This is a genomic window from Streptomyces sp. NPDC025638 (assembly GCF_055558775.1).
This window is the reverse complement of the sequence record NZ_JBVHLX010000043.1, coordinates 1-25,824: the sequence shown is the minus strand read 5'-3', so window position 1 is coordinate 25,824 and position 25,824 is coordinate 1. Positions and strand designations below refer to the sequence as shown.

General features: G+C 70.9%; 13 protein-coding genes and 1 pseudogene. 11 read left to right on the top strand and 3 right to left on the bottom strand.

The features are described 5' to 3' along the window. The 6 genes from ACZ4EG_RS45565 to ACZ4EG_RS45540 all read left to right on the top strand — a co-directional run. A partial coding sequence (locus ACZ4EG_RS45565; RefSeq protein ID WP_467794903.1) for a type I polyketide synthase occupies positions 1-8,758 on the top strand: 8,758 nt, incomplete at its 5' end. A 59-nt stretch (positions 8,759-8,817) separates the two neighbouring features. Beyond that, positions 8,818-10,074: a crotonyl-CoA carboxylase/reductase gene (gene ccrA, locus ACZ4EG_RS45560; RefSeq protein WP_467794902.1), complete on the top strand. Its 1,257-nt coding sequence runs from the start codon at positions 8,818-8,820 to the stop codon at positions 10,072-10,074. A gap of 49 nt (positions 10,075-10,123) precedes the next feature. Beyond that, positions 10,124-11,323, top strand: coding sequence for a cytochrome P450 (locus ACZ4EG_RS45555; RefSeq protein WP_467794901.1), 1,200 nt, complete (start codon positions 10,124-10,126; stop codon positions 11,321-11,323). A 587-nt stretch (positions 11,324-11,910) separates the two neighbouring features. Then, positions 11,911-12,192 (top strand): hypothetical protein, encoded by a 282-nt coding sequence (locus tag ACZ4EG_RS45550; protein ID WP_467794900.1) that lies wholly within the window; start codon positions 11,911-11,913, stop codon positions 12,190-12,192. A 68-nt stretch (positions 12,193-12,260) separates the two neighbouring features. Then, complete coding sequence (locus ACZ4EG_RS45545) at positions 12,261-13,124, top strand: cytochrome P450 (protein ID WP_467794899.1); 864 nt, start codon at positions 12,261-12,263, stop codon at positions 13,122-13,124. 44 nt (positions 13,125-13,168) lie between these two features. After that, positions 13,169-13,363 carry a ferredoxin gene (locus tag ACZ4EG_RS45540; RefSeq protein ID WP_453561596.1) on the top strand — a complete coding sequence of 65 codons (195 nt, stop codon included), beginning with the start codon at positions 13,169-13,171 and terminating at the stop codon, positions 13,361-13,363. Positions 13,364-13,525: 162 nt separating this feature from the next. On the opposite strand, the gene ACZ4EG_RS45535 is transcribed toward ACZ4EG_RS45540, so the two are convergent. Further along, positions 13,526-17,014, bottom strand: coding sequence for a BTAD domain-containing putative transcriptional regulator (locus ACZ4EG_RS45535; protein WP_467794898.1), 3,489 nt, complete (start codon positions 17,012-17,014; stop codon positions 13,526-13,528). Between the two features lie 480 nt (positions 17,015-17,494). Here ACZ4EG_RS45535 and ACZ4EG_RS45530 point away from each other — a divergent pair, with 480 nt between their 5' ends. The 3 genes from ACZ4EG_RS45530 (at position 17,495) to ACZ4EG_RS45520 (ending at position 21,058) form a co-directional block, all read left to right on the top strand. After that, positions 17,495-18,073 carry a LuxR C-terminal-related transcriptional regulator gene (locus ACZ4EG_RS45530; protein ID WP_263204758.1) on the top strand — a complete coding sequence of 193 codons (579 nt, stop codon included), beginning with the start codon at positions 17,495-17,497 and terminating at the stop codon, positions 18,071-18,073. 507 nt (positions 18,074-18,580) lie between these two features. After that, positions 18,581-20,191, top strand: a complete 1,611-nt coding sequence (locus ACZ4EG_RS45525; protein WP_453561618.1) for a GMC oxidoreductase — start codon at positions 18,581-18,583, stop codon at positions 20,189-20,191. Between the two features lie 99 nt (positions 20,192-20,290). Next, complete coding sequence (locus tag ACZ4EG_RS45520) at positions 20,291-21,058, top strand: thioesterase II family protein (protein ID WP_467794897.1); 768 nt, start codon at positions 20,291-20,293, stop codon at positions 21,056-21,058. 757 nt (positions 21,059-21,815) lie between these two features. On the opposite strand, the gene ACZ4EG_RS45515 is transcribed toward ACZ4EG_RS45520, so the two are convergent. Next, positions 21,816-22,643, bottom strand: coding sequence for an alpha/beta fold hydrolase (locus tag ACZ4EG_RS45515; protein WP_467794896.1), 828 nt, complete (start codon positions 22,641-22,643; stop codon positions 21,816-21,818). A gap of 124 nt (positions 22,644-22,767) precedes the next feature. Then, a pseudogene (locus ACZ4EG_RS45510) lies at positions 22,768-22,935 on the bottom strand (argininosuccinate lyase); the annotation flags it as partial. Positions 22,936-23,057: 122 nt separating this feature from the next. Here ACZ4EG_RS45510 and ACZ4EG_RS45505 point away from each other — a divergent pair. Together ACZ4EG_RS45505 and ACZ4EG_RS45500 are read left to right on the top strand one after the other, a co-directional pair. Next, on the top strand, positions 23,058-25,289 hold the full coding sequence (locus ACZ4EG_RS45505) for a SpoIIE family protein phosphatase (protein ID WP_467794895.1): 2,232 nt from the start codon (positions 23,058-23,060) through the stop codon (positions 25,287-25,289). A gap of 254 nt (positions 25,290-25,543) precedes the next feature. Then, positions 25,544-25,717 (top strand): hypothetical protein, encoded by a 174-nt coding sequence (locus ACZ4EG_RS45500; RefSeq protein WP_467794894.1) that lies wholly within the window; start codon positions 25,544-25,546, stop codon positions 25,715-25,717. The last annotated feature ends 107 nt before the right edge of the window (positions 25,718-25,824 follow it).

Here is a 25,824-nt window from a genome sequence, read left to right as displayed (position 1 = left end):
CGATCACCCGCGCCGGGCCGCCGTGTCGTCCTTCGGCGTCAGCGGCACCAACGCCCACACCATCATCGAACAGGCCCCGCCGGCCCAGGACGAGGGGCCCGCAGAGGTTCCCGCCGACGGCCCCCTGGCGTGGGTGCTCTCCGCCAGGAGCGACGCGGCGCTGCAGGCCCAGGCGACCCGGCTGCTGCCCTCGGTACGGGGCGAGGTCCGGCCGCAGGACGTCGGACTGTCGCTGGCCACGACCCGCGCCGCCATGCGTCACCGGGCCGCGGTCGTAGGGGAGAACCGTGAGGAACTCCTCCTCGGGCTGGAGGACCTGGCCACCGGGACCCCTTCATCCCGTGTGCTGCTGGGGCGCCCGGCCGGCGGCAATACCGGCTTCCTCTTCTCCGGGCAGGGCTCGCAGCGCATCGGCATGGGGCGCGAGCTGTACGCGGCCTTCCCCGTCTTCGCCGATGCGTACGACGAGGTGTGCGCGCGTCTGGACGCGCCGGTCGACGTCGACGCCGAGACCCTGCACCAGACCGGGTACACCCAGCCCGCGCTCTTCGCGGTCGAGGTGGCCCTGTTCCGGCTCCTCGAATCCTTAGGCGTCCGGCCCGACTTCGTCGTGGGCCACTCCGTGGGCGAGATCGCGGCCGCGCATGTGGCCGGTGCGCTGTCCCTCGACGACGCGGCGAAGCTGGTGTCCGCGCGTGCCGCGCTGATGCAGGCCCTGCCCGCGGGCGGCGCGATGGTCGCCGTGCAGGCCACCGAAGAGGAAATCCTGCCCCACCTCACCGACGGGGTGAGTATCGCCGCGGTCAACGGCCCCTCGTCGGTGGTGGTTTCCGGTGACGAGACGGCGGCCCTGGCGATTGCCACGGGCTTCGCCGAGCAGGGCCGCAAGACGTCCCGGCTGAAGGTCAGTCACGCGTTCCACTCGCCGCTGATGGACCCGATGCTGGAGGAGTTCGCCGAGGTCGTCCGTGGCCTGGCCTTCGAGAAGCCGCAGCTCCCCGTCGTCTCCAACCTCACGGGTCAGCTCGTCGAGGCCTACACCCCCGAGTACTGGGTCCGGCACGTGCGCGAGGCCGTCCGCTTCGCCGACGGCGTCCGGACCCTGCACGAGCTGGGTGTGAAGACCTTCATCGAGATCGGCCCGGGCGGTGTCCTCAGCGGCATGGCGCAGGGCTGCCTGGACGAGGCCATCACCGTGCCCGTCCTGCGCGGTGACCGCCCCGAGCGGCAGGCGCTCGTGACGGCCCTGGCCCAACTGCACACCCACGGCGTCGCAGTGGACTGGAGCGTCTTCTTCGCCGGTGCGCGGAAGACCGACCTGCCGACCTACGCCTTCCAGCACGAGCGGTACTGGGTGCAGACCCAGGAGCCCGGCGCCCTTGCCCCGGCGGTGGACCCGGTTGACGCGGAGTTCTGGGAGACCGTGGAGCGCCAGGACCTGCAGGCCCTCGCCGAGACGCTCGACGTCAGGGCAGGGGACGCGTTCAGCGACGTGCTGCCGAGACTGTCGTCATGGCGGCGGCGACACAAGGAGCAGTCCGCCGTCGACGACCGGCGCTACCGCGAGTCGTGGAAGCGCCTGGGCGAGCTCGCTCCGGCCGGCATCGGCGGCACCTGGCTGTTTGCCGTGTCGGAGGAGGAGAACGAGCAGACCGCCGCGGTCCGCACCGCGCTCACCGCTCGCGGCGCCACTCTGAAGACGGTGGTCGTCGGCGCGGCGAGCGACCGCGCCGGTCTGGCCGGGGAGCTGGCCGGGATCGGGCCGGTCGACGGCGTGCTGTCCCTGCTCGTCACCGGCGACCCCGTGCTGCCCACCCTGCTGCTCGTTCAGGCCCTGGGCGACGCGGGCGTCGACGCCCCGCTGTGGTGCCTCACCTCGGGCGCGGTGGCCGTGAGCGGCTCCGACGCCGTACGCGACGCCCGGCACGCCCAGGTCTGGGGCCTGGGCCGCACCGTCGCCCTGGAGCTGCCCCGGCGCTGGGGCGGCCTGATCGACCTGCCGGAGTCCGTCGACGACCAGGCCGCCGCACGCCTGGCCGACGTGCTGGGACAGGCGCTGACGGGCCGGTGGGCGGAGGACCAGCTCGCCGTCCGCGCCTCAGGCGTCTTCGCCCGGCGGCTCACCCACGCACCGGCACGGGCGACCACCCGCCGCTGGCAGCCCCGCGGCACCGTCCTCATCACTGGTGGTACGGGTGCGCTGGGCGGCCACGTCGCCCGCTGGCTGGCACGCGGCGGCGCCGAACACCTCGTCCTCACCAGCCGCCGCGGCGCGGACGCCCCGGGCGCCGCCGCCCTGCGCGATGAGCTGGAGGCCCTCGGCGCCCGCGTCACGCTTGCCGCCTGCGACGTGGCCGACCGCGACGCCGTGGCGGCCCTGCTCGCCGAGCACGCGTTCACGGCCGTTGTGCACGCCGCCGGAGTCGCCGACGCCGGCATGGTGGACGCCATCACCCCGGCCGCCTTCGCCGCCGCGCTCGCCTCCAAGGCCGGCGGCGCGGCGCACCTGGACGAGCTGCTGGGTGACCAGGAGCTCGACGCCTTCGTCCTCTTCTCCTCCATCTCCGGCGTATGGGGCAGCGGCGGCCAGGCCGCCTACGCCGCCGGCAACGCCTTCCTCGACGGTCTCGCCCGGCAGCGCCGCGACCGCGGCCTCACCGCGACCGCCGTCTCCTGGGGCCCCTGGGCCGACGGCGGCATGGTCGAGGACGGCGACGACGAGGAGCGGCTGCGCCGCCGCGGCCTGCGCGCGATGACCCCCGCATCGGCGATCACCTCTCTGCAGCGCGCGCTCGACCACGACGAGACCCTGCTGACCGTGGCAGACGTGGACTGGTCGCGCTTCATCGTGCCGTTCACCCTCGGCCGGTCCAGCCCGCTGCTCGGCGACCTCCCCGAGGTGCGCGCGACGCTCGCGGAAGACGCCCCCGAAGCGGGCCACGGCTCCGGGGCGCTCGCCGAGAGCCTGGCCCGACTGTCGAACGAAGACCGCGCACGCGCCCTCGTGGACCTCGTGCGCACGCACGCAGCCGCCGTCCTCGGCCACCGCGGAGCGGGCGCCGTCGAGGCCGACCGGCCCTTCCGGGACCTCGGCTTCGACTCCCTGACCGCGGTGGAACTCCGCAACCGGATCAACGAGGCCACCGGCCTCGCCCTGCCCACGACGCTGGTCTTCGACCACCCCACGGCCGTGGACCTCGCCGCCCACCTGCTCGCCGAACTCACCGGCGGCCAGGACACGGCGGAAACGGCCGCGGCGGCCGCCGCGGTGCTGGACGAGCCGATCGCCATCATCGGGATGGCCTGCCGCTACCCCGGCGGCGTGCGCTCGCCCGAAGACCTGTGGGAGCTGGTCGCCTCCGGCCGCGACGCGATCTCCCGCTTCCCCGGCAACCGCGGCTGGGACGTCGAGGCGCTCTACCACCCGGACCCCGACCACCCCGGCACCACGTACACCACCCACGGCGGATTCCTGCACGACGCGGACGAGTTCGACCCCGCGGTCTTCGGAATCAGCCCCCGCGAGGCCGTCGCCATGGACCCGCAGCAGCGCCTGCTGCTGGAGACCACCTGGGAGGCATTCGAGCGCGCCGGGATCGCCCCCGACACGATGCGCTCCACCACCACGGGCGTCTTCGTCGGCTCCGGCTACCAGGACTACACCGGCCGCCCGCTCAAGGTGCCCGACGGCGTCGAGGGCTACATCCCCAGTGGCAACGCGGCCAGCGTGATCTCCGGCCGGCTCTCCTACACGTTCGGCCTGCAGGGGCCGTCGGTCACCGTCGACACCGCGTGCTCGTCCTCACTGACCGCCCTCCATCTCGCCGTGCAGGCGCTGCGGGGCGGCGAGTGCTCCATGGCGCTGGCCGGCGGCGTGATGGTGATGGCCGGACCGTCCGCGTTCACGATGTCGAGCCGGCAGCGCGCGCTGTCCGCCGACGGCCGCTGCAAGGCGTTCTCCTCGTCCGCCGACGGCACCGGCTTCGCCGAGGGCGTGGGCCTGGTCCTGGTGGAGCGGCTGTCCGACGCCCGCCGCAACGGGCACGAGGTCCTGGCCGTCGTGCGGGGCAGCGCGGTCAACCAGGACGGCGCCTCCAACGGCCTGACCGCGCCCAGCGGCAAGGCCCAGCAGCAGGTCATCCGGCAGGCGCTGGCCAATGCCCGGCTCGCCCCCGACGAGGTGGACGCCGTGGAGGCCCACGGCACCGGAACCCGGCTCGGCGACCCCATCGAGGCGCAGGCGCTGCTGGCCACGTACGGCAAGGAGCGTTCGGAGGGCCGGCCGCTGTGGCTGGGCTCGCTGAAGTCCAACATCGGCCACGCGCAGGCGGCCGCGGGCGTCGGCGGTGTCATCAAGATGGTGATGGCCATTCGCAACGGCATCCTGCCGCAGACGCTGCACGTCGATGAGCCGACCCCGGACGTCTACTGGGCCGGCGGGAATGTGCGCCTGCTCACCGAGCAGACCGCCTGGCCCGACCAGGACAGGCCACGGCGTGCGGCCGTCTCCTCGTTCGGGATGAGCGGCACCAACGTGCACACCGTCATCGAGCAGGCCCCGCAGACCGCGCCCGCCGCCGAGGGCGAGCAGACCCCCGCGGCGCAGCACGCGACCGCCGACCGGCCCCTGGACGTGTTCCCGTGGGTGCTGTCCGCGAAGTCCGCGCGGTCCCTGCGCGAGCAGGCACGTCGGCTGCTGAACCACCTCGACCGCGCAGAAGGGCTCTCCCTGCCCGACGTCGGCCGCGCTCTCGTCACCACACGGACGCGGCTGGAGCAGCGGGCCGTGGTCGTCGGCCGTGACCGGCAGGAGCTGCGGGCCGGGCTCGCGGCGCTCGCCGACGGCGAACCCGCAGACGCCGTGGTCCAGGGCACCGCCGCGGCCTCCGGCAGGGTCGCCTTCGTCTTCCCCGGTCACGGCTCGCAGTGGACGGAGATGGCCCGCGAACTGCTGGACGCCTCCCCGGTCTTCGCCGAGCAGGTGAGGGCCTGCGCCGAGGCGTTCGCCCCCTACCTCGACTGGCCGCTGCTCGACGTCCTGCGCGCCGAGCCCGATGCGCCGGACGTGGCCGAGGTGGAGGTTGCCCAGCCCGCGCTGTTCACGGTGATGGTGTCGCTGGCCGCCCTGTGGCGCTCCTACGGTGTGACCCCTGGCGCCGTCGTCGGCCATTCGCAGGGCGAGGTCGCCGCCGCGTTCGTCGCGGGCGCGCTGACGCTGGACGACGCGGCCCGGATCGTGGCCCTGCGCAGCCGCTCGCTGACCAAGCTCATGGGCAAGGGCGCGATGCTCGCGGTCGCCATGCCCGCCGACCGGGCCCGCGCGAGGCTGGAGAAGTACGGGGACCGGCTGTCGGTCGCCGCCGTGAACGGGCCCGCCGCCCTGACCGTCTCCGGAGAGCCCGATGCGGTCGACGAGCTCCTGGCGGAACTCGAAGCCGAGGGCGTGCGGGTGCGCAAGGTCCGCGGCGCCACCGGCGCGGGCCACTCCGCCCAGGTCGAGAGCCTGCGCCCAGAACTGCTCGAGCAGCTGGCCCCGGTCGCGCCGGGTGCGGCGGACATCCCCTTCTACTCCACGGTGACCGGCGGGGTGCTGGACACCACCGCCCTGGACGCCGGGTACTGGTACCGCAACGCGCGGCACACGGTGGAGTTCGAGCGGACCGTACGGACGCTGCTGGCGGACGGGCACGGGGTGTTCGTCGAGTGCAGCCCGCACCCGCTGCTGGCCGGCGCGGTGCAGGAGATCGCGGAGGAGGCCGGTGCCGAAGCCGTGACCGGCGCCTCGCTGCGCAGAGACGAGGGCGGCATGGACCGCTTCCTGCGCTCCGTGTCCGAACTCCACGTGAGCGGCGTACACGTGGACTTGACGGTCCCCTTCGCCGGGCGTCCGGCACGGCGCGTGGACCTGCCGACGTACGCGTTCCAGCGGCAGCGGTACTGGCTGGAGAGCGCCGACCCGGTGCCCGCGGGCGCCGATCCGGTCGAGGCCGGGTTCTGGGAGCTGGTGGAGAACACGGACCTGCCAGGGCTCGCCGATGAACTTGGGGCGGACGACGCCGCCCTCATCGGCCCGGCGCTGCCGGTGCTGTCCGCGTGGCGTCGGCGCATCCGGGAGAAGTCCACAGTGGACGGCTGGCGCTACCGCGTCTCCTTCCGGCGGCTGGCCGACGACCCGGCCCCCGGCCTGCACGGCCTGTGGCTCGCCGTCCTGCCCGCCGGGCTGGCGGACGAGCAGTGGGCGCCCTGCGTCGTCGGCGTGCTCGGCGCCCACGGAGCCAAGGTGCGGGTCGTCGAACTCCCCGTCGACTGCGACCGCGCGCAGGCCGCGAAGCGGCTCACCGAGGAACTCGGCGGCGAACAGCCCGCCGGTGTCCTGTCGATGCTCGGCCTCGCCCCCGGCTGCCACCCGGTCCACCCGACATTGTCGGCGAGCCTCGCCACCACCGTCACCCTGGTGCAGGCGCTCGGCGACGTGGACGTCCAGGCACCGCTGTGGTGCGCGACCCGCGGAGCGGTGTCCACCGGGGCCACCGACCCGCTGCGCGACGCAGGCCAGGCACAGCTCTGGGGCCTGGGCATCGTTGCCGCGCTGGAACTGCCCCGGCGCTGGGGCGGTCTCGTCGACCTGCCCGAGAAGCTGGACGAGCACGCGCTGCGCCGCCTGGCCGCAGTGCTGGCCCAGCACGACGAGGATCAGCTCGCCGTACGTGTCGACGGCGTGTACGGCCGGCGCATGCTCCGGGCGCGGCCCGCCGACATGGAGCCCGCGACACCGTGGCAGCCTCGCGGCACCGTCCTGGTCACCGGCGGAACCGGCGGCGTGGGTCGGCACCTCGCCCGTTGGCTGGCCGGCGCGGGCGCGCAGCACTTGGTGCTCACCAGCAGGAGCGGGCCCGACGCCCCCGGTGCGCAGGAACTGCGCGCGGAGCTGACCGCCCTGGGCGCCGAAGTGACCATCGCCGCCTGCGACATCGCCGACCGCGACGCGGTCGCTCGGCTGCTCGCCGGCATCGAGTCCCGGCACCCGCTCACCGCGGTGCTGCACGCCGCCGGCACCGCACGGTCGTCCATGCTGGCCGACGCCGGTCTCGACGAGTTCGCCGAAGCCGCGGCCTCCAAGGTCACCGGCGCCATCCACCTCGACGAGTTGCTCGACGGCCGTGACCTGGACGCGTTCGTCCTCTTCGCCTCCGGTGCCGGCGTCTGGGGCAGCGGCGGGCAGGCATCCTACGCCGCCGCCAACGCCTTCCTCGACGCCCTGGCACTGCGGCGGCGGGCCCGCGGCCTGACCGCGACCTCGGTCGCCTGGGGCGGCTGGGCGGGCGGCGGCATGGTCGACGACGCGGTCCAGGAGCGCGGCGAGCGGCGGGGCTTGGGCGTCATGGCCCCCGAACTCGCGATCTGTGCCCTGCGCCAGGCCGTCGAGCACGACGAGGCGGCCCTCACCGTCGCCCCGATCGACTGGGAGAAGTTCCTTCCCGCCTTCACCGTGGGACGGCCCAGCCCGCTGCTGGCCGACCTGCCCGACGTACAGCGGCTCCTGGAGGCCGAGCAAGTCGCCGACGAGGAGACCGGCGCCGACGCGGGATTGGCGGCCGAACTCGCCGGACTCGCCCCGGCCGAGCAGGAGGAGCGGCTGCTGGAGCACGTCCGCGCCCAGAGCGCCGTGGTCCTCGGCCACGCGTCGGCCGAGGACGTGCTGCCCACCGCGCACTTCCTGGAGATCGGCTTCGACTCGCTCACCGCGATCGACCTGCGCCGGCGCCTGTCGGCGGCGACCGGTCTCCATCTGCCCGCCGGACTGGCCTTCGACCATCCCACGCCCGCCAGGCTCGCCAAGCACCTGTTGACGCGGCTCCAGGGCGTCGGCTGCGGCACGGCGGAGGAGCGGCCCGCCGACATGCTGGTGCAGCTCTACCGGCACGCGAGCGAGAACGGGACGGCCGCCGAGGCCATGGGGATGCTGATGGAGGCGGCCCGTTTTCGGCCTTCGTTTGAGCGGCCCGAGGAACTGGCCCAGCGGCCTGCCCCGGTACGGATGTCCCAAGGCGACCATCCCTTTGCGCTGATGTGCTTCTCGCCGTACGTCGTACCGGCTGGGGCGCATCAGTACGCGCGGTTCGCCGCACCCTTCCGCGACCGGCTGGACGTGTGGGCGCTGGTCCACCCCGGCTACGAGAAGGACGAGCCGGTCCCGTCCGATCCGGACGTCGTGCTCCGGCTGCATGCGCAGACCGTACGGGAGTGCGCCGGCGGAAAGCCGGTCGTCCTGCTCGGCTACTCCTCGGGTGGCTGGATCGCCCACGGAGTGGCGGCACACCTGGAGGCCATGGGCGAGCAGCCGGCGGCCGTGGTGATGGTCGACAGCTTCAGCCGCGAGGTCCCCTTCGACCACCAGGTGCTCAACGCGATGGCCCAGGCGCAGTCGCAGCGCCTGGACTTCATGAGGTCCGGTGGCGAACAGCTCACCGCGATGGGCCGCTATATGCGTCTGTTCGACGACTGGGCCGCGCCGGAGATCGCCGCGCCGACCCTGCTCGTCCGGGCGAGCGAGCCCGTGCCGACAGGCGCCGCGGACGGCGACGGGCGCGCGGCACCGCCCGAGCACGTGGACACGATCGTCGAAGTGGCCGGAAACCACTACTCGATGTTGGAGGACCACGCTGGCACCACCGCGGCGGCGGTGGATGCCTGGCTGGCGGACGTCGTCACCGATTCGTCCGGCCCCTCCGTACCTCCGCACACAACGACCGCATGACCGGCCCGCGACCATCGCGAGCATCCCAGACCGGATAGAGCAGATGTGGGAGAGAAACCATGACGAAGGCTCTCTACGAGATAGGCGAGACCCCGCCCCTCGGTGAGGTCCCGCGGCGGATGTACGCCTCGGTGATCCGCCAGAACCGCTTCGGAGAGCCGAAGCAGGCGTTCCGCACCGAGGTCGTCGACACCCCCTGGGTGGGCCGGGGCCAGGTGCTGGTCTACGTGATGGCCGCCGGCATCAACTACAACAACGTGTGGTCCTCGCTGGGCAAGCCGGTCGACGTCATCGGGATGCGGCAGCGCCAGGGCCAGCCCGAGGACTTCCACATCGGAGGCTCGGAGGCCTCCGGCGTGGTGTGGGCCGTCGGCGAGAGCGTCCGCAACGTCAAGGTCGGTGACCACGTGCTGCTCACCAGCGCCCAGTGGGACGAGACCGCCGCGGACATCCGGATGGGCACGGACCCTCTGGTCTCGAAGAGCATCAAGGCCTGGGGGTATGAGACCAACTACGGCTCCTTCGCGCAGTTCTGCCGCGTCGACGAGTACCAGTGCCACCCCAAGCCCGCCCATCTGTCATGGGAGGAGTCGGCGGCCTTCCTGCTCACCGGGCCCACCGCCTACCGGCAGCTGTTCGGCTGGCAGGGCAACACGGTCCGCCCCGGCGACCCCGTCCTGATCTGGGGCGGTGCGGGCGGCCTCGGCTCGATGGCCGTCCAGCTCGTCAGGCTGGCCGGCGGCATTCCGATCGCCGTGGTCTCCAGCGAGGACCGCTCCGAGCACTGCCTCCGCCTCGGGGCGGCGGGCACCGTCAACCGCCGCGACTTCGATCATTGGGGCCGACTGCCCGATGTCGGGGACGCCGAGGCGTCGACGCGGTTCCTGCGCGGCGCTCGCGGGGTCGGCAAGAAGATCTGGGAGATCCTCGGTGAGCGCAAGTCCCCGCGGATCGTGCTGGAGCACAGCGGCCAGGACACCCTGCCAACCTCGATGTACCTGTGCGACAACGCCGGCATGGTGGTGATCTGCGGTGGCACCTCCGGCTACAACGGAGACGTCGACCTGCGCCACCTGTGGATGCGCTCCAAGCGCCTCCAGGGCTCGCACTACGCCGACACTCGCCAGTGCCGCGAGGTCATCAACCTCGTCGGCGCCGGCATGCTCGACCCCTGCCTGTCCGCCTGCGACGGCTTCCAGGACATCGGGCGCATGCACCAGATGATGCACGACAACGTGCACCCCTCCGGGAACATGGCCGTCCTCGTGAACGCGCCTCGGCGCGGCGAGACCGCACTCGAACTCGCCGCCGCCTGACCGTCCCCGTCGTACGAACCGTTCACCTGCCACAAGCGCAAGGAGAGTCATGCCCGAGCCCACCGCCGACGCGCCCGCCGTCCCCAAGGCCCGCAGCTGCCCGTTCCTGCCGCCGGACGGCATCGCCGACATCCGGGCGGCCGCCCCGGTGACCCGGGCCACCTTCACCAGCGGCCACGAGGCGTGGCTGGTGACCGGCTACGAGGAGGTGCGCGCCCTGCTGCGCGCCCCCTCGTTCAGCGTCCAGGTGCCCCACGCACTGCACACCCAGGACGGCGTCATCACCCAGAAGCCCGGCCGCGGCAGCCTGCTGTGGCAGGACGAGCCGGAGCACACGTTAGACCGCAAGTTGCTCGCCAAGGAGTTCACCGTCCGGCGCATGCAGGCACTCCGGCCGAACATCCAGCGCATCGTCGACGAGCACCTCGATGCCATCGAGGCGCGGGGCGGCCCGGTCGACCTGGTGAAGACCTTCGCCAACCCGGTGCCTTCCATGGTGATTTCCGACCTGTTCGGTGTCCCGGTCGAGCGCCGGCCGGAGTTCCAGGACATCGCCGAGGCGATGATGCGGGTCGACCAGGACGCCGCCGCCACCGAGGCCGCCGGCATGCGCCTGGGCGGGCTGCTCTACCAACTCGTCCAGGAGCGTCGGGCCAACCCCGGGGACGACCTGATCTCGGCGCTGATCAACACCGAGGACCCCGATGGCGTCGTCGACGACATGTTCCTCATGAACGCGGCCGGCACCCTGCTGATAGCGGCCCACGACACCACCGCCTGCATGATCGGCCTCGGCGCGGCGCTGCTCCTGGACCGCCCCGACCAGCTGGCCCTGCTCCGCGAGGACCCGTCGCTGGTCGGCAACGCGGTCGAGGAACTGCTGCGCTACCTCACCATCGGCCAGTTCGGCGGCGAGCGCGTCGCCACCCGGGACGTGGAGCTCGGTGGCGTGCGCATCGCCGAGGGCGAGCAGGTCGTCGCGCACGTCCTCGCCGCCGACTTCGACCCCGCCTTCGTGGAGGAGCCGGAGCGCTTCGACATCAGCCGCCGCCCCGCCCCGCATCTGGCCTTCGGCTTCGGCGCACACCAGTGCATAGGCCAGCAACTCGCCCGGATCGAGCTGCAGATCGTTTTCGAGACCCTGTTCCGCCGTTTCCCGACCCTGCGCCTGGCCAAGCCCGTCGAGGAGCTCCGCTTCCGCACCGACATGGTCTTCTACGGCGTGCACGAGCTGCCCGTCACCTGGTGACCTCCGCTCCACGGCCCACTCCCACAGGAGATCAGCGCCCGCGGACCAAGTGCGCTGATCACGCCTTCCCTCGCCGCCTCGCGCCGGGGGCGGCCAAAGCCGCCGTGCATACCAGGGGTTGCCCTGCTTCGGGCGCATGGCCGTCGGACCTGGAGATTCCGCATGGTCTTCGTGCCGCCGTGACTCTCTTGCCGCGGCCGTGGTCCTCGCACTGACTGTCCTCGAAGCCGCCTGCCGCACGCCACGGTCCGACGCAACGGCGCTCGCGTCCCCAGGCGGCCCAGCGCGCAGTCCCGTTCACCGCGGCCACCGTCACCGAGCGCGGCGACGGTTCGTACTCCGTGTCCCGGCACGCGCCCGGTGTCCGGTCGGTGACCGGGTGCTCCGGCGGCCGGCCGGTCGACCACGGCGGCGCCGAGGAGCCTGTGGCAGCGACCCGCGGCCCATTTGCCCGACGAAGGGGCCAGGGCCGGACGGCCGGGGGCCGACCGGACTGGGCACGCCGTGCTGACGGACCGAAACCTGTTTTCCGTCGCCCACCATGCAGCGATGAACGACCGTACTGCCGATTGTTCGAAAGGCACGACATGACCGAGACCGAAATCCGCCTCACCAGGTCGCAGGCCCCGTTCTTCCCGCAGGACCGGACCTGCCCCTACCAGCCGCCGAAGGCCTACACGGAATGGCGGGGCGAGAGCCCGCTGACGCAGGTCACGCTGTTCGACGGCCGACCGGCATGGCTGATCACCGGGCACGCCGAGGGACGGGCGCTGCTCGTCGATCCCCGGCTGTCTTCCGACTGGACTCACCCGGTCTTCCCCGTCGTCGTCCAACGAACCAAAGACCGCGGGGGCTCGCGTTTCCACTGATCGGCGTCGGCGACCCCCTGCACGCCCGGCAGCGGCGCCTGCTGATCCCCAGCTTCGGCGTCAAGCGCATGAACGCCATCCGTCCCAGCCTTCAGAGCCTCGTCGACCGGCTATTGGACGACATGCTGGCGAAGGGGCCGGTCGCAGACCTGGTGTCGGCCTTCGCCCAGCCCGTGCCCTCCATGGCGATCTGCGAGCTCCTCGGCGTCCTGTACGGCGACCACGACTTCTTCGAGGAGTGCTCCCGCAACTTCGTGGGCGCCGCGACGTCGGCGGAGGCGGACGCGGCCTTCGGCGAGCTGTACACATATCTGCATGGCCTGGTCGCGAAGAAGCAGGCCGAGCCTGAGGACGGTCTGCTGGACGAGCTGATCGCACGCCAGTTGGAGGAGGGCGACCTGGACCACAACGAGGTGGTCATGATCGCGCTGGTCCTGCTGGTGGCCGGCCACGAGACCACCGTCAACGCCATCGCCCTCGGAGTCCTCACGCTCATCCAGCACCCCGAGCAGATCGACGTGCTGCTGCGCGACCCCAGCGCGATCTCAGGCGTGGTTGAAGAGCTGCTGCGGTTCACCTCCGTCTCCGACTACATCGTCCGGATGGCCAAGGAGGACATCGAGGTCGGCGGCGAGATCATCAGGGCCGGGGAAGCGGTGCTGGTCTCCATCACGCTGATGAACCGCGACGCCAAGGCGTACGAGAACCCCGACATCTTCGACGCCCGGCGCAACGCACGTCACCACGTCGGCTTCGGCAACGGCATTCATCAGTGCCTGGGGCGGAATCTCGCCCGCGCCGAGCTCGAGATCGCCCTTGGCAGGCTCTTCGCCCGCATTCCGGGTCTGCGGCCGGCCGTACCCCTGGACGAGGTGCCCATCAAGGCCGGCCACGACGCCCAGGGCCCGATCGAGCTCCCCGTCACCTGGTGAGGATCCGGGGGGAAGGAACGGAAGGAGGGGAGGCGGGCCACGCCATGCGCATCACCATCGACCGCGACCGGTGCATCGGCTCCGGCCAGTGCGTCATGACCGCACCCGGCGTCTTCACTCAGGACGACGACGCGCTCGTCGCCCTCGTCCCGGGACATGAGGACGGGGCGGGGGACCCGCGCGTGCACGAAGTCCCCATGGCCTGTCCGGTACAGGCGGTCGCGATCTTCGAGGCCTGAGCGCCATCGGCCGTGAGGTGTGGGGTCCGCAAGGGTGCGAGTGGTGGCTCTACCGGAGCCGGGCGGCCCGGGCCACCGCTTGCCGGAATCCCGTAGCGGCGCATCACGCGGATACGGAACTGGACGACTCAACTGACGAGGCAGAGCATGGATCCATCACGGTCACCGGCCGGAGTCGGGCCCCGCGAGCGCTTCGTCGGCACCGTGGCTCAGCAGTTCGTGGAGCAGCGGGGTCGCGGGCAGTGCGGGGTGGAGGTAGACGCGCTCGCGGCGTTGTTCGACGGCGGCCAGCAGCTTCCGGAAGGTACTCCTCGCCTCCTCGATGTGTCCGCCGTGATATTGCGCCTGGCCCAACAGGCCCAGGTGGAGCGGGTGGCGTAAGTACGTCCTGGACTCGCCCAATTCGGTCAGCGAGGTGTGCATGAGGGCGAGGCCGTCTTCGTGGCTTCCTGCGTGCGCCAGCCCCCAACCTTTGACGACGCCCAGCATTGCCTTCCAGTAGAGAAGTCCATGTTCGCCCGCGACGCGGGCGCCTTCGTCGCTCGAGGCGAGTGCGGTGCGGGTGTCACCCTCCCAAGCCGCCACGACCCCGTCCACGTACAGCGCGAAGGAGCGGTCGGACGGCCTGCTTTCGTACCCGGTGAGGTTCAACAGCTCACGTCGGCGGGCGCCGGCGGTCTGCTGGTCTCCCAGGAGCCAGTGGGTGAAGGTGTCGTAGGAGCGGCAGGAGACGCGTGGGTCGTGCTGGAAGGTACGCGCCAGCGCGTGACCCTCGTGGGCGAATCGATCCGCCAGGTCGACGCCGCGCTCGAGTTCGGCGAGCGCCTGCGGGAGCAATCCGCGCACATGCAGCACGATGCCTTCGCCGTACGCCGCGCCGAGCGCCGCCACGGGCTCCGGGTTCCGCAGCGAGATGTCCCGCAGCAGGCCGGAGAACTGCCGCGAGGCGTCGTAGCGGCCGGTGACCAGGTGTGCCGTGCACAGCGCCCAGAGCACCGACGGGTCTTCGGGGGCATGCGTGGCCGTGCTGAGGGCGCGGCCGCGCGTCAGTGCCGTCTCGGCCTCGGGGTGGCCGTAGCCGCGAGTGGTGGCGAGTACCTGGCCGAGTTGGATGTGCAGCTTCTGTTCCAACCTCACCGTGGCGGAATCGTCCGGCGGCAGGAAGCCGACCAGGTGCACTGCGCGGCGCAGCCAGAACTCCACCTGCTCGTACGCCATGGACTGTTCGGCGTGTTCCGCGGCGAGCAGCAGCCGAGGCAGCACCTCGGCGGCGGGCAGTGCACTCTTGGCGTGCCAGCTGTGATGTGCCACCCGCTCGATCTCCTCGTCCCCCACCTGCCCGCGCCTGCGTGCGCACAGCGCGTCGGCGATCCTGGCGTGCAGGCGGTGGCGCTCCTCACGGGGGAGCTCGTCGACGAGCGTCTCCTGGACCAGGGCGTGAGCGAAGTGCAGCCGCCCCGGATGGTGCGGGTCCTCCCCGAGCAGGCCGGCATGGATGGCCGACTCAAGACCCGCGATGACCGGTTCGTCGGGCGTGGCGGTCCGGTGCAACAGGTCGGTGTCCACTTCGGCGCCGATGACGGCGCACAGTCGAAGCACCCGCAGGACGGGCTCGGGCAGCGCGGCGAACCGCTGGTGCAGCGCCTCGCGTACGTCGCTGGGAACGTGGGCCAGGAGCGCGTCGACCGCATCCGGGCGACGGAGTTTACGCGCATCGCCCACGAGAGAGAGAAGCTGCATCACCAAGTACGGGTTGCCTCCGCTGCGCCGGTGCAGCACCTCGATAACCTTCGGGTCCACACCGGACCCTGCGTGTGCCTCGACGAGGGCGCCGACGGACTGCAGGGAGAGTCCGCAGAGCCGCAGCGTCTCGGTCCTGGGGCCGCGCAGCACGTCGGAGACCATCCGCCGCAGTGTCGCGTCCGACTCGGTCTCGAACTTCCGGGCTGTGAGCACGATGCCGAGCGGATGGCCCTGGCAGCGGGTGCTCAGCAGCCTGAGCAGGTCGAGGGAGGCGGTGTCCGCCCATTGCAGATCTTCAAGGAGCAGTACGAGCGGGTGTTGCCCGGCGAGGGTGAGTAACACCTCACAGACTGCGTCGTGGGCGAGGAAGCGGGCCTGGCCCCAGTCGGAGGCCCATCTCGGGCCTCCGGTCCGGGCCGCCGACCGTTCGGGCATCAGTGGGGCGAGCAGGGCGCCGAACGGTTCCGTCGCCTCGCGAAAGGCATCCGGCCGGGTGGCGGACAGCCGCCGCAGGATCTGGGTCCACAGCCAGTAGGCGGGGACGCCTTCGCCGGGGAAGCAGTGGCTCCAGACCACCTCCAACCTGGAGCCCTTCTCGTGCGCGTCCATGCTCTCCAGACGTGCCGCAAGTTCAAGCAGCAGGCGGGTCTTTCCGACTCCTGGGGGACCGAGAACGCCGGCCACATGGCCGTGGCCCACGACCGCGCTCGCGGCGGCGGTCGTCAGGCGGTCGAGCTCCTGACTGCGGCCGGTGAACGGCGAAGGGGCAGCCGTCCACCCCGATTCGAACTCCGGGGATTCGCCGGCTTCCGGGGCGGCTGTCGGCTCGTGTTCCGGCCCGGGTACAGGCCGCCACTGGCCTCTCCCGGCCTGCGTGCCGGCGGCATCCGCCCGCGCGCGCCGCGGCACATCGGTTCGCGCCTCCGGGCGCGTGTCGGTCCCCTTGGTCCCCTCGCCTTCGACGGCCGCGCCGGAGCCGTCTGTCCCGCCCGCGTCGGTGGTTGCCACCGGCCGGCCGTGCCCCTGGGTCGTGACGGCCGTCCTACGGTCCCCGGAGCCCTCGAAGCCCTCGGAGTTCTGTACTGCGTCGTCACCGATCGCGTTCATCACGAGCGGGACGTGTAGCGCTCCGGGGGACTCGAGCGGTGCGGGAGACAGCTTTGTCGAGGCGGCGCTCGCTCCTGGCTCCTGGCGCAGGATCGCGTTTCTGACTTGGCGTAGTTCGGCTGCGGTTTCCACGCCGAACTCCTCGACCAGATGACTACGCGTCCGCTCATACACCTCGAGCGCTTCGGCCTGCCGCCCGAGCCGGGACAGTGCCGTCATGAGGTGGCCGACCAGTCGCTCCCGTGTGGGATGACGGCGCGCCTCCCCGTCCAGATCGGCGGCGACCTGTTCGGACGCGCCGAGAGCCAGCCCAGCCTCGGCGCAGGACTCCACGGCGGTGAGCCGGATCTGTTCGAGTCGGGTGCACTCGTCGCTGAGCGGCGGATGGCTGTCGAACTCCGCGTACGGCGAGCCGCGCCACAGCCCCAAGGCCTCGGTGAGCCGGTCATGCGCGGTGCGTGGATCGCGCTGCTCCAGCAGTCGCCGTCCGTCGGTGACCAGACGCTCGAAGCGGCAGGCGTCGATCTGTTCGGGATCGAGATCGAGGACATAACCGGGCGTCCGATGGCGCAGCACCGAAAGTTGGCTTGTTCGCGTCTTTGTGTGCAGGGCCCGGCGCAGATGAGAGACATGGCTTTGGAGCGTGGCGACGGCGTGGCGGGGCGCTTTGTCACCCCACAGTTCCTCGACGAGCAGTTCGGTGGGCACCACGCGGCCAAGGCGGATGAGCAGCAGGGCGAGCAGTGTTCGCCGGCGTGGCGGGCCGAGCGGCAGGTCATGCCCGTTGCGTCGCGCCGACATGGGCCCCAGAACGCTCAGTATGAGCTCAGCCTGGCCGGTAGTTGCGGGTGACACGTTTGCGGTCGGAGGTGCGGGCATGACGGTTCCCGTCGTTCTCGCGGATATGGCTGGCTGACGGACGTTTCGAGCTGGCTGGTCGCACACCGTCCTCTGTGGATCATGGCATAGCGAGAGCGCCTTCCAAGCTGGATATCCTTCGATTGGCAAGAAAGCGGCAGGTGCTCGGCAAGGATTTCGACAGGTGGTCCGGAAAGCGATGGCGGGCGACGGCAAGGGGCCGCCAGTGGTTCGACCAGGACCCCGCAAGGGCGATGACGCACGATGTTCAACATCTGGAGATACCGCTGGTCACAGGTCCGATGACGCCCCTGCTGACGGCCTTCAAGGCCGCTCACCAGCCTCCGAAATGATTTCGCCCTCAAGTTTCCTGACAGGAGCCCTCTCTTGCTGAGTCCAGCACCTGCAGCTCCGGGCCTGTGCATGGCGAGCCTCGATAAAACCCTGACCATCCAGCAGGCAAACCAGGAGTTCTTCCGGCAGTTCAACGGCTCGTCAGAGGATATATGCGGCCGCAATTTCCGTGACGTGGTGCACCCGAGCGTGCAGCAGCCGTTGGTGCGTCAATTCTCCAATTTGCTGGAAGGGAAGCACCAGCGATTCGTCACGCCCGTCATTGCCGTGGGGCCTGGCGAGGAGTCCGCCTTCACCGTTCCCCTCACCGCGGTCGCGGTGCGCGGTGGCCTGCCCGACACGACCGCGATCCTGGTCATGATGCCCACGGCCGGGGACGCCGAGCAGACACGTGTGGTGACCAAACGCAGGAAGATCCTCTCCGCGATGGACGCGCGCATCCTCGAAGGCATCGCCGCCGGTGTCTCCACCGTCCCCTTGGCAGCAAGCCTCTACCTCAGCCGGCAGGGCGTCGAGTACCACGTGACCTGCCTGCTGCGGAAGCTGAAGGTACCCAACCGCGCCGCGCTGGTCTCCCGCGCCTACTCCATGGGCGTGCTCAAGGTCGGCACCTGGCCGCCCGAGGTCGTGGACGACTTCGTGAAGTGAGCGGGCACGGGCCCGGCCGGGCACCCGCACGCGCCGGTGGCTGTGGCAGCGTTCACCCGGGCCGAACGCAGGGTCGCCGGACTCACCGCTCACGGAGTGCCCAGCAAGCTCACGGCGGAACGGCTCGAGTGAGTTCGCGCGCCGTGGAGACGCACCTCACCAGCGCTACCACAAGCTCCGGGTTGCCGGACGGTCCGAACCGGCCGCGTCCTGCCCTCTGCTGCCGGGCCCGGCGGACACCTGAAGGCACGCGTGAGCGCTGTCCGCGCCCGGGGGTGGGCCGTACCGTGCCCCCTCTTCCGTACCCCGGGTAACCGAACCTCCGGCCTGACCACCACACGGTCAGCACGCCCGATCCGGAATTCGTCGACGGCCCTCGCGCGGTCTCCACACGGTCCGGGTCGCCCCAGGCCGCGCCGCTCCGGCCGGTTTTCCGATTCATCTTTCCTCTCGCCCAAGCTCAGGAGACACAGCGTGATTGCACACCAGCCTCTGTCGCGCCGCCGCATGCTCGGCGTGGCGGCTTTGGGTGCCGCCGCACTCGCGGGGCAGACCACGATCACCGCCGCCCCTCGGGCGGCCGCCGCCACCGCAACGAGTGGTTCCGGCGGCACGTTCGTCCCCGCCGTCGTGGTCGGCACCGGTTACGGCGCGGCAGTCTCCGCCCTGCGCCTCGGCGAGGCAGGGGTCCCCACCCTGATGCTGGAGATGGGCCGGCTGTGGAACCAGCCCGGTCCGGACGGCAACGTATTCTGCGGGATGCTCAAGCCCGACAAGCGTTCCAGCTGGTTCAAGACCCGCACCGAGGCGCCGCTCGGCTCCTTCCTGTGGCTCGACCTCGCCAACCGGGACATCGAGCCCTACGCCGGTGTACTGGACCGGGTCAACTTCGACCAGATGTCCGTGTACGTGGGACGCGGTGTCGGCGGCGGCTCGCTCGTCAACGGCGGCATGGCGGTCACGCCCCGGCGCTCGTACTTCGAGGAGGTGCTGCCCCAGGTCGACGCCGACGAGATGTACACCAAGTACTTCCCGCGCGCGAACTCCACCCTTCGGGTCAACAACATTGACAAGAGCTGGTTCGAGCAGACCGAGTGGTACACGTTCGCGCGTGTCTCGCGCCAGCAGGCCTCGAATGCGGGGCTGAGCACCACCTTCGTGCCCAACGTCTACGACTGGGACTACATGCGCCGTGAGGCGGACGGCGCGGTGACCAAGTCTGCGCTGGCTGCCGAGGTCATCTACGGCAACAACCACGGCAAGGTCTCACTCGACAAGAGCTACCTGGCGGCCGCCCTGGGCACCGGCAAGGTCACCATCGAGACCTTGCACCAGGTCAAGACGGTCCGTCAGCAGAACGACGGCACGTACCTGCTGACCGTCGAGCAGAGGGACACCGATGGCAAGCTGCTCGCGACCAAGGAGGTCTCCTGCCGCCACCTCTTCCTCGGCGCCGGCAGCCTCGGCTCGACCGAACTGCTCCTGCGTGCCCGGGAGACGGGCACTCTCCCGAACCTCAGCTCCGAGGTCGGCGGAGGCTGGGGACCCAACGGCAACATCATGACCGCCCGTGCCAACCACATGTGGAACCCCACGGGCACCAAGCAGTCGTCGGTCCCCGCCCTCGGCATCGACGACTGGGACAACCCTGACGCCCCCGTCTTCGCCGAGATCGCCCCCCTGCCGGCGGGTGTCGAGACCTGGGCCAGTCTCTACCTGGCCATCACCAAGAACCCGGAGCGCGGCACCTTCGTCTACGACGCCCCCAAGGACCGGGCGGACCTGCGCTGGACCCGGGACCAGAACGCGCCCGCGGTCGCAGCCGCCAAGTCGCTGTTCGACCGCATCAACAAGGTCAACGCCACCATCTACCGGTACGACCTCTTCGGCAAGCAGATCAAGGCCTTCGCCGACGACTTCTGCTACCACCCGCTCGGCGGCTGCGTGCTCGGCAAGGCCACCGACAACTACGGCCGCGTCGCCGGATACAAGAACCTCTACGTGACCGACGGCTCGCTCATCCCCGGCAGCATCGGCGTCAACCCGTTCGTGACCATCACGGCGCTGGCGGAGCGGAACGTCGAGCGCATCATCAAGGAGGACGTCACGGATTCCTGACGAGCGGTGGGCGGGGCTCGCCCGCGTCCCGCCCTTTCTCCTGCCGGCGAACGCCCCGCCACGGTGGGCGGTCGACCGAAACCGAAAAGGAACGCTTCCGTGAACTCCACGCTCACCGAGGACAACGGTGCCTGGATCCGCAGGTTCCACCCGCGCCCCGACAGCCGCGTCCGGCTGGTCTGCCTTCCCCACGCGGGCGGCTCCGCCAGCTTCTACTTCCCCGTGTCCCGGTCCATGCCCGACAGCGTCGACGTGCTGTGCGTGCAGTACCCCGGCCGCCAGGACCGCCGCACCGAACCGCTCCTGGACTCCGTACCGGCGCTCGCCGACAAGGTCTACGAGGCCCTCCTGCCTTGGACCGACCGGCCCATCGCCCTGTTCGGCCACAGCATGGGCGCCTCCCTCGCCTACGAGATCGCCCGACGGCTGGAGCGGGAGCGGGGCATCATGCCCGCCACTCTCATCGCCTCCGGCCGCCGCGCCCCGTCCACGCACCGCGACGAGACCGTCCACCTGCGCGACGACGACGGCCTCGTCGCCGAGATGCGCGGCCTGAGCGGCACCAACCCCCAACTGCTGGGCGACGAGGAAGTCCTGCGCATGATCCTCCCGGCCATCCGGGCGGACTACCGGGCCGCCGAAACCTACACCTGGGAACCCGGGCCGCCCCTGCGCTGCCCCGTGACCTGCCTCGTCGGCGACGACGACCCGAAGGTCACCGTGGAGGAGGCCGCCGCTTGGTCCGGGCACACCGACGGCCCCTTCACGCTGAAGGTCTTCCCCGGCGGCCACTTCTTCCTGGCCCAGCACCAGACGGAAATCGTCCGCCTCATGGCCACCCAGCTGGAGGTGCCCGACCGGGCGTGAGGACCAGAGCGCACTCTGCGGACCCATTCGCGCAACCTCCAGACGCCCGGCGGCATCAAAGCTCTACCACTGTGCCCCGGGAGAGCACGACCAGGGTGTTACCCGGAAGGCGAGACCCGTCTTTGCCGACCAGGCGGCGCAGCACATCGAGGATGTCCCCCTCGAAAGCGGCGGCGCCGTGTGCGAACAGCACGTGGGAGGTGGGCCTTGGACAGGGTCATCAGCTCCGACAGCTGCATCTGCTCGACGGGGTCTCGGTGGCCCTTCCCGCCCCACGGGCTCCCGGGTTGCCTCGGCCTGCATATGGGCTTGCCGGTGAAGCATCCGGATATCACGGCATCTGAAGGCGAAGGCAGGCATGCAGGACGCATCCGCCCGGGCCGGATGAGTGGTGGCAGGTACCGGACCGGCAGCGCGCGGTGTGCGCGTGCCGCTGGAAGGCCGTCCCCGACGGGGCCCGGGGTCGGCCGGAGCCGGGGTCGGCTGTCCTGCTTGGGGGAAACGGGTCCGACCCAGAGCCAGTGTGTGATCGGTGCGAAGGCCGAGGTCATGGCCCGACGGGCTACGACCCCAGCGGGCCGCTACTCATGCGTGGACCGCTGTGGGGATCAGCGTGTCAGCCCTGTGCAGGCAACCGTCTCCGGCATCACCTCAGCCAGGTCATCGAAGATGCCGGCCAGCATGCCCGTGATCTTCTGCACCACCGAGGGCGGAGCCTGCTGGAGGAACCGGCCCCATAGGGCGGGACCGGTACGGTTCAGGCGGCGCTGGCGCAGCGCGGCACGAAGGCCGGATCCGCCGGTCCGTTCCGCTCGAGGGCGTTGAGCACCCACTGCTCGACCAGCGGGGACTTGGGTGCCTGGTCGTGCTCGGTGGTGTCGAGCGGGCAGTGGTCCTGGAGCAGCACGTTGGTCACGTACGAGTCCGGGCCCTTGAGGAAGGCGCTGGTGTACGGCAGCACGACCTCGTCGTACTTGGTGGCGATGGCCGTGTAGTCGGGGCCGGCGGGGGTTTCGGGGTCGGAGTTGAGGTTTTGGAGGAAGTCGGAGCCGGCGGTTTGGTCGACGCAGGAGGGGCAGACGGTGGCACCGGCTGCGAGGGCCAGCGGGTTGCTGGTGCCGTGGTTGGAGGGCACGATGCCGATGAGGTCGTCGACCTTGGTGGCGCCGCCGAGGAATTTCACGTAGTAGCGGGGCATCATGCCGCCCTGGCTGTGGCCCACGATGTCGACTTTCTTGGCGCCGGTTGCGCCGAGCACGGCGTCCACGAAGTCACGCAGTTCGGCCGCCGAGTCCGGGATCGGGGCGGTCTCCAGTCCGCCGTACTCGAAGGAGAAGACGCAGTAACCGGCGTCCACGAGTGCGGGCGACAGGGTCAGCCAGTTCTCGTAGGAGGTCTTGAAGGTGCCGTTGACCAGGACCACGGGCTGCGGGTGCGCGGAGTCCGGCTTGCACGACCAGTTGTTGGCGCCCGGCGGCGGGGTGTCGGCGGCGCCTGCGGGGGCCGTGAGGCCGAGGACGCAGAGCGCCGCTGCGGTGGTGAGGGCGAGGAGGCGGGCTGTGCGTTTTGTGCGTCGTGCGTGCATGACGTCCCTTTCATGCTCGGCTGCGACCGACCGGCGTTCGGCAATGGCGAACGAGTAACCGGAATACTTACCTCCGAGTAGGGGTGAGTCAAGGTTTCGGCCAGTGGCCGATTCCCATCCGTTATCAAGCGGTCCGAGCCTGCTTGGCCGTGGCACCCGCGTGCTGCGCCGCCACGTCCGCCCTGACCTCCACGACGGCGACCGCGCTGGATGCCGTGCTGCCGCGGCCGTTGCGCGAGGTGAGGGCGCTGGAGGCGATGAGGACGGAGCGGACCTCTGGGGTCAGGTGCGCGCGGAAGGGAAATCGCAAGTCAGACGCGCTATGAGACCGCGTGGGGTGACCCGTCGACTCCGGTGGTGCACTTCCGTGCTCGACCCCGCCAGCCGCCTGGAACAGCGGAGACGTGTGTCAAAGTGGAGGGGCGGCGGCTACACGGCGGCGCGGTCGGGGGAGACAGGAGAAGGTGGCCTGTCATGTCCATATATTTCAATCCCCACGGTTCGGCCACGGCCCACTCCGTCTCCATCGACTGGCGGGGCGAGGAGTACGCGGAGTTGTTCGGGCAGGCCCCGGTGATCTTCGCTGCGCTCAGTGGTCCGAGGCACCTGCTGGAAGCGGCGAACTCAGTATTCTTCGAGACCCTCGGGTGCGACAGCGGGCGCATCGGCGAGCCGGTCGGCGAAGTGATTGCGGAACTGGCTCCGCAGGGCGTCCTCGACCGGCTCGACGCGGTCTACCGCACCGGCGTGGCGTATCGGGCCCAAGACGGGCGGCTCCTGCTGGGCGGGCCGGACAGGCAGCGGGAGAGGTTCTTCGACTTCACCTATGAGCCCCGCCGTGACGCGGTCGGCCGGATCGACGGGGTCGTGGTGATCGCCGTCGAGACCACCGCGTACCACCACGCGCATCTCCTGGCCGCCGAGCAGCGCGCGCTGCTGGAGCAGATCGCACGCGACGCCCCGCTGGACGAGATCCTCTGCGGCATGGCCACAGCGATCGAGGACCTCTCCCCGGACATGATCGTCTCGGTACTGCTCGTCGATCGCGACGGACAGCGCCTGCGGCACGGTACCGCCCCACGCCTGCCCGACTTCTACAACGAGGCAGTCGATGGGACCCCCATCGGCGAGGGCGTCGGCTCGTGCGGTACGGCCGCCTTCCGGCGCGAGCCGGTGATCGTCACGGACATCGCCACCGATCCCCTGTGGAAGGACTACCGGGACCTGGCGGTGCGGGCCGGGGTCGCGGCGTGCTGGTCCACGCCGATCCAGGACGCAGACGGTCTGCTGCTGGGGACCTTCGCGATGTACCACCGCACCCCCAAGTCTCCGGAGGACAAGGACGTGGCGCTCAGCGCCGCATTCGCCCGCATAGCCGCGTTGGCCATCGAACGCCACTCCGCGGTGCAGGCGAGCCAAGCCGCCCAGGAGCGCGAGAAGGCAGCGCGTGAGGATCTCGCCTTCCTGCTGGAAGCCAGCACCGCCATCACGGGCGAGACGCACTATTCCGACAGCCTGCAGCGTCTGGCCCGACTGACTGTTCCCGCTCTGGTGCCGCTGTGTGCCGTCCACGTGATCGAGCGCGGCCAGACCCAGCGCATCGCCGTCGCCGCAGAGACCCCTGACGGGGAAAAGCTCCTCACTTCTCCCGCAGTGTGCGACGCGGTGGACGCCGCTGTCGCCCGCGTGCTGACTTCCGGCATCACCGAGGCCGCCCACGCGGGCGGCCTCTGCGCGCAGCTCGGCCTGACGGGTTACGTATGCGTGCCGCTGACCACCCGGGGCCGCACCTTCGGCGTGCTGACTCTCCTCGCCACTGACCTGCCCCTGGACGGACATACGATCGCCCTGGCCCAGGAGCTCGCCCGCCGAGCCGCTTCGAGTGCCGACAACGCCCACCAGTTCACCGACCGTGTCCGGCTGGCACGCGATCTACAAGCAGGGCTGCTGCCGCCCGAGTTGCCCAGGATTCCCGGCGCCACCCTGGCTGCGTCGTACCATCCGGCCGGCGAAGGACTCGACGTCGGCGGCGACTTCTACGATGTCTTCCCGCTGTCCGCCGACCGCTGGGCAATCATGATCGGCGATGTGTCCGGACGCGGCGCGCTGGCGGCCACCACCACCGCAATCGTCCGACACACCGCACGCGCCGCCGCCCGCCTGCTGAACGAGCCGGCGGCGGTGGTCGCCGCCATCAACGACGCGTTGGTGGAGAGCGCCGCCGGTGAAGACCAGTTCGTTTCGCTCATCTACAGCGAGCTGCGGCACACCGCCTCCCATCTGACGCTCAACCTGATTCGCGCAGGGCACGTACCGCCTCTGGTGCGCCGCGCCGACGGCACGGTCGAAGAACTCGCTCACCCCGGCCTCCTGTTGGGCATCGGTCCTGACCCCGGCCTCCGCCCGTGCGGCATTGACCTGCACCCTGGCGACAGCCTGGTCTTGGTCACCGACGGCATCACCGAGGCTCGCTCCGTCAACGGCGAATTCTTCGGCGAGGACCGCTTGGCCGACGCACTCGCCGCCGTCCGGACCGCGACGCCCACCGCTGCCGCCCTCATCGAGTCCATCACCGCCGCAGTCACCACCTTCGCAGGCAGTGCCACCCTGGACGACCGGGCTGCACTGGTTGTCACCGCCACCTGATGGTCACGATGCCTACGGCCGGATCGCGGTCCGCACCAACCGCCACCGCCGCCGCAAGCCCGGCGAGAAGATCGCGATCGCGTCGGAACCCTCCGCGGCAGAGGCCAAGTTGGTGGCCGCTGCCGAGCCCGGCGGCGCTGCTCGCATGGACGTGGCGTGCGCACAGCAGCAGGTAGGGCTGATGCTGGGTCTCGGGCATCTGGTGTGCTTCCAGCAGTCGTTCGCTCAGATCGCGCAGCGCCCTGGAGCTCGGGATGAGTCCGTGGGCAGCTGAAGCTGAGACGCCCGCCGCCTCGATCCCGTCACCGTCGGCGGTGGCCGCTTCCTTCCCCGAGGCGGAGATCATCGACGCCTCCCTCAGCGAGCCGAAGAACCTCGACTGCGCCGGCACCGACATCACGATGCAGCGCCTGGAACACGCCGCCTAGATCCAATACCGGGACTCTGCTGGTGATGTTGGTAAGTCGCTGACGGCTGGCGGTGTGCGGTGCTTGGCTGGGAGTGTGCGGGGGTGGCGTCGTCGGTGGAGGTGGTC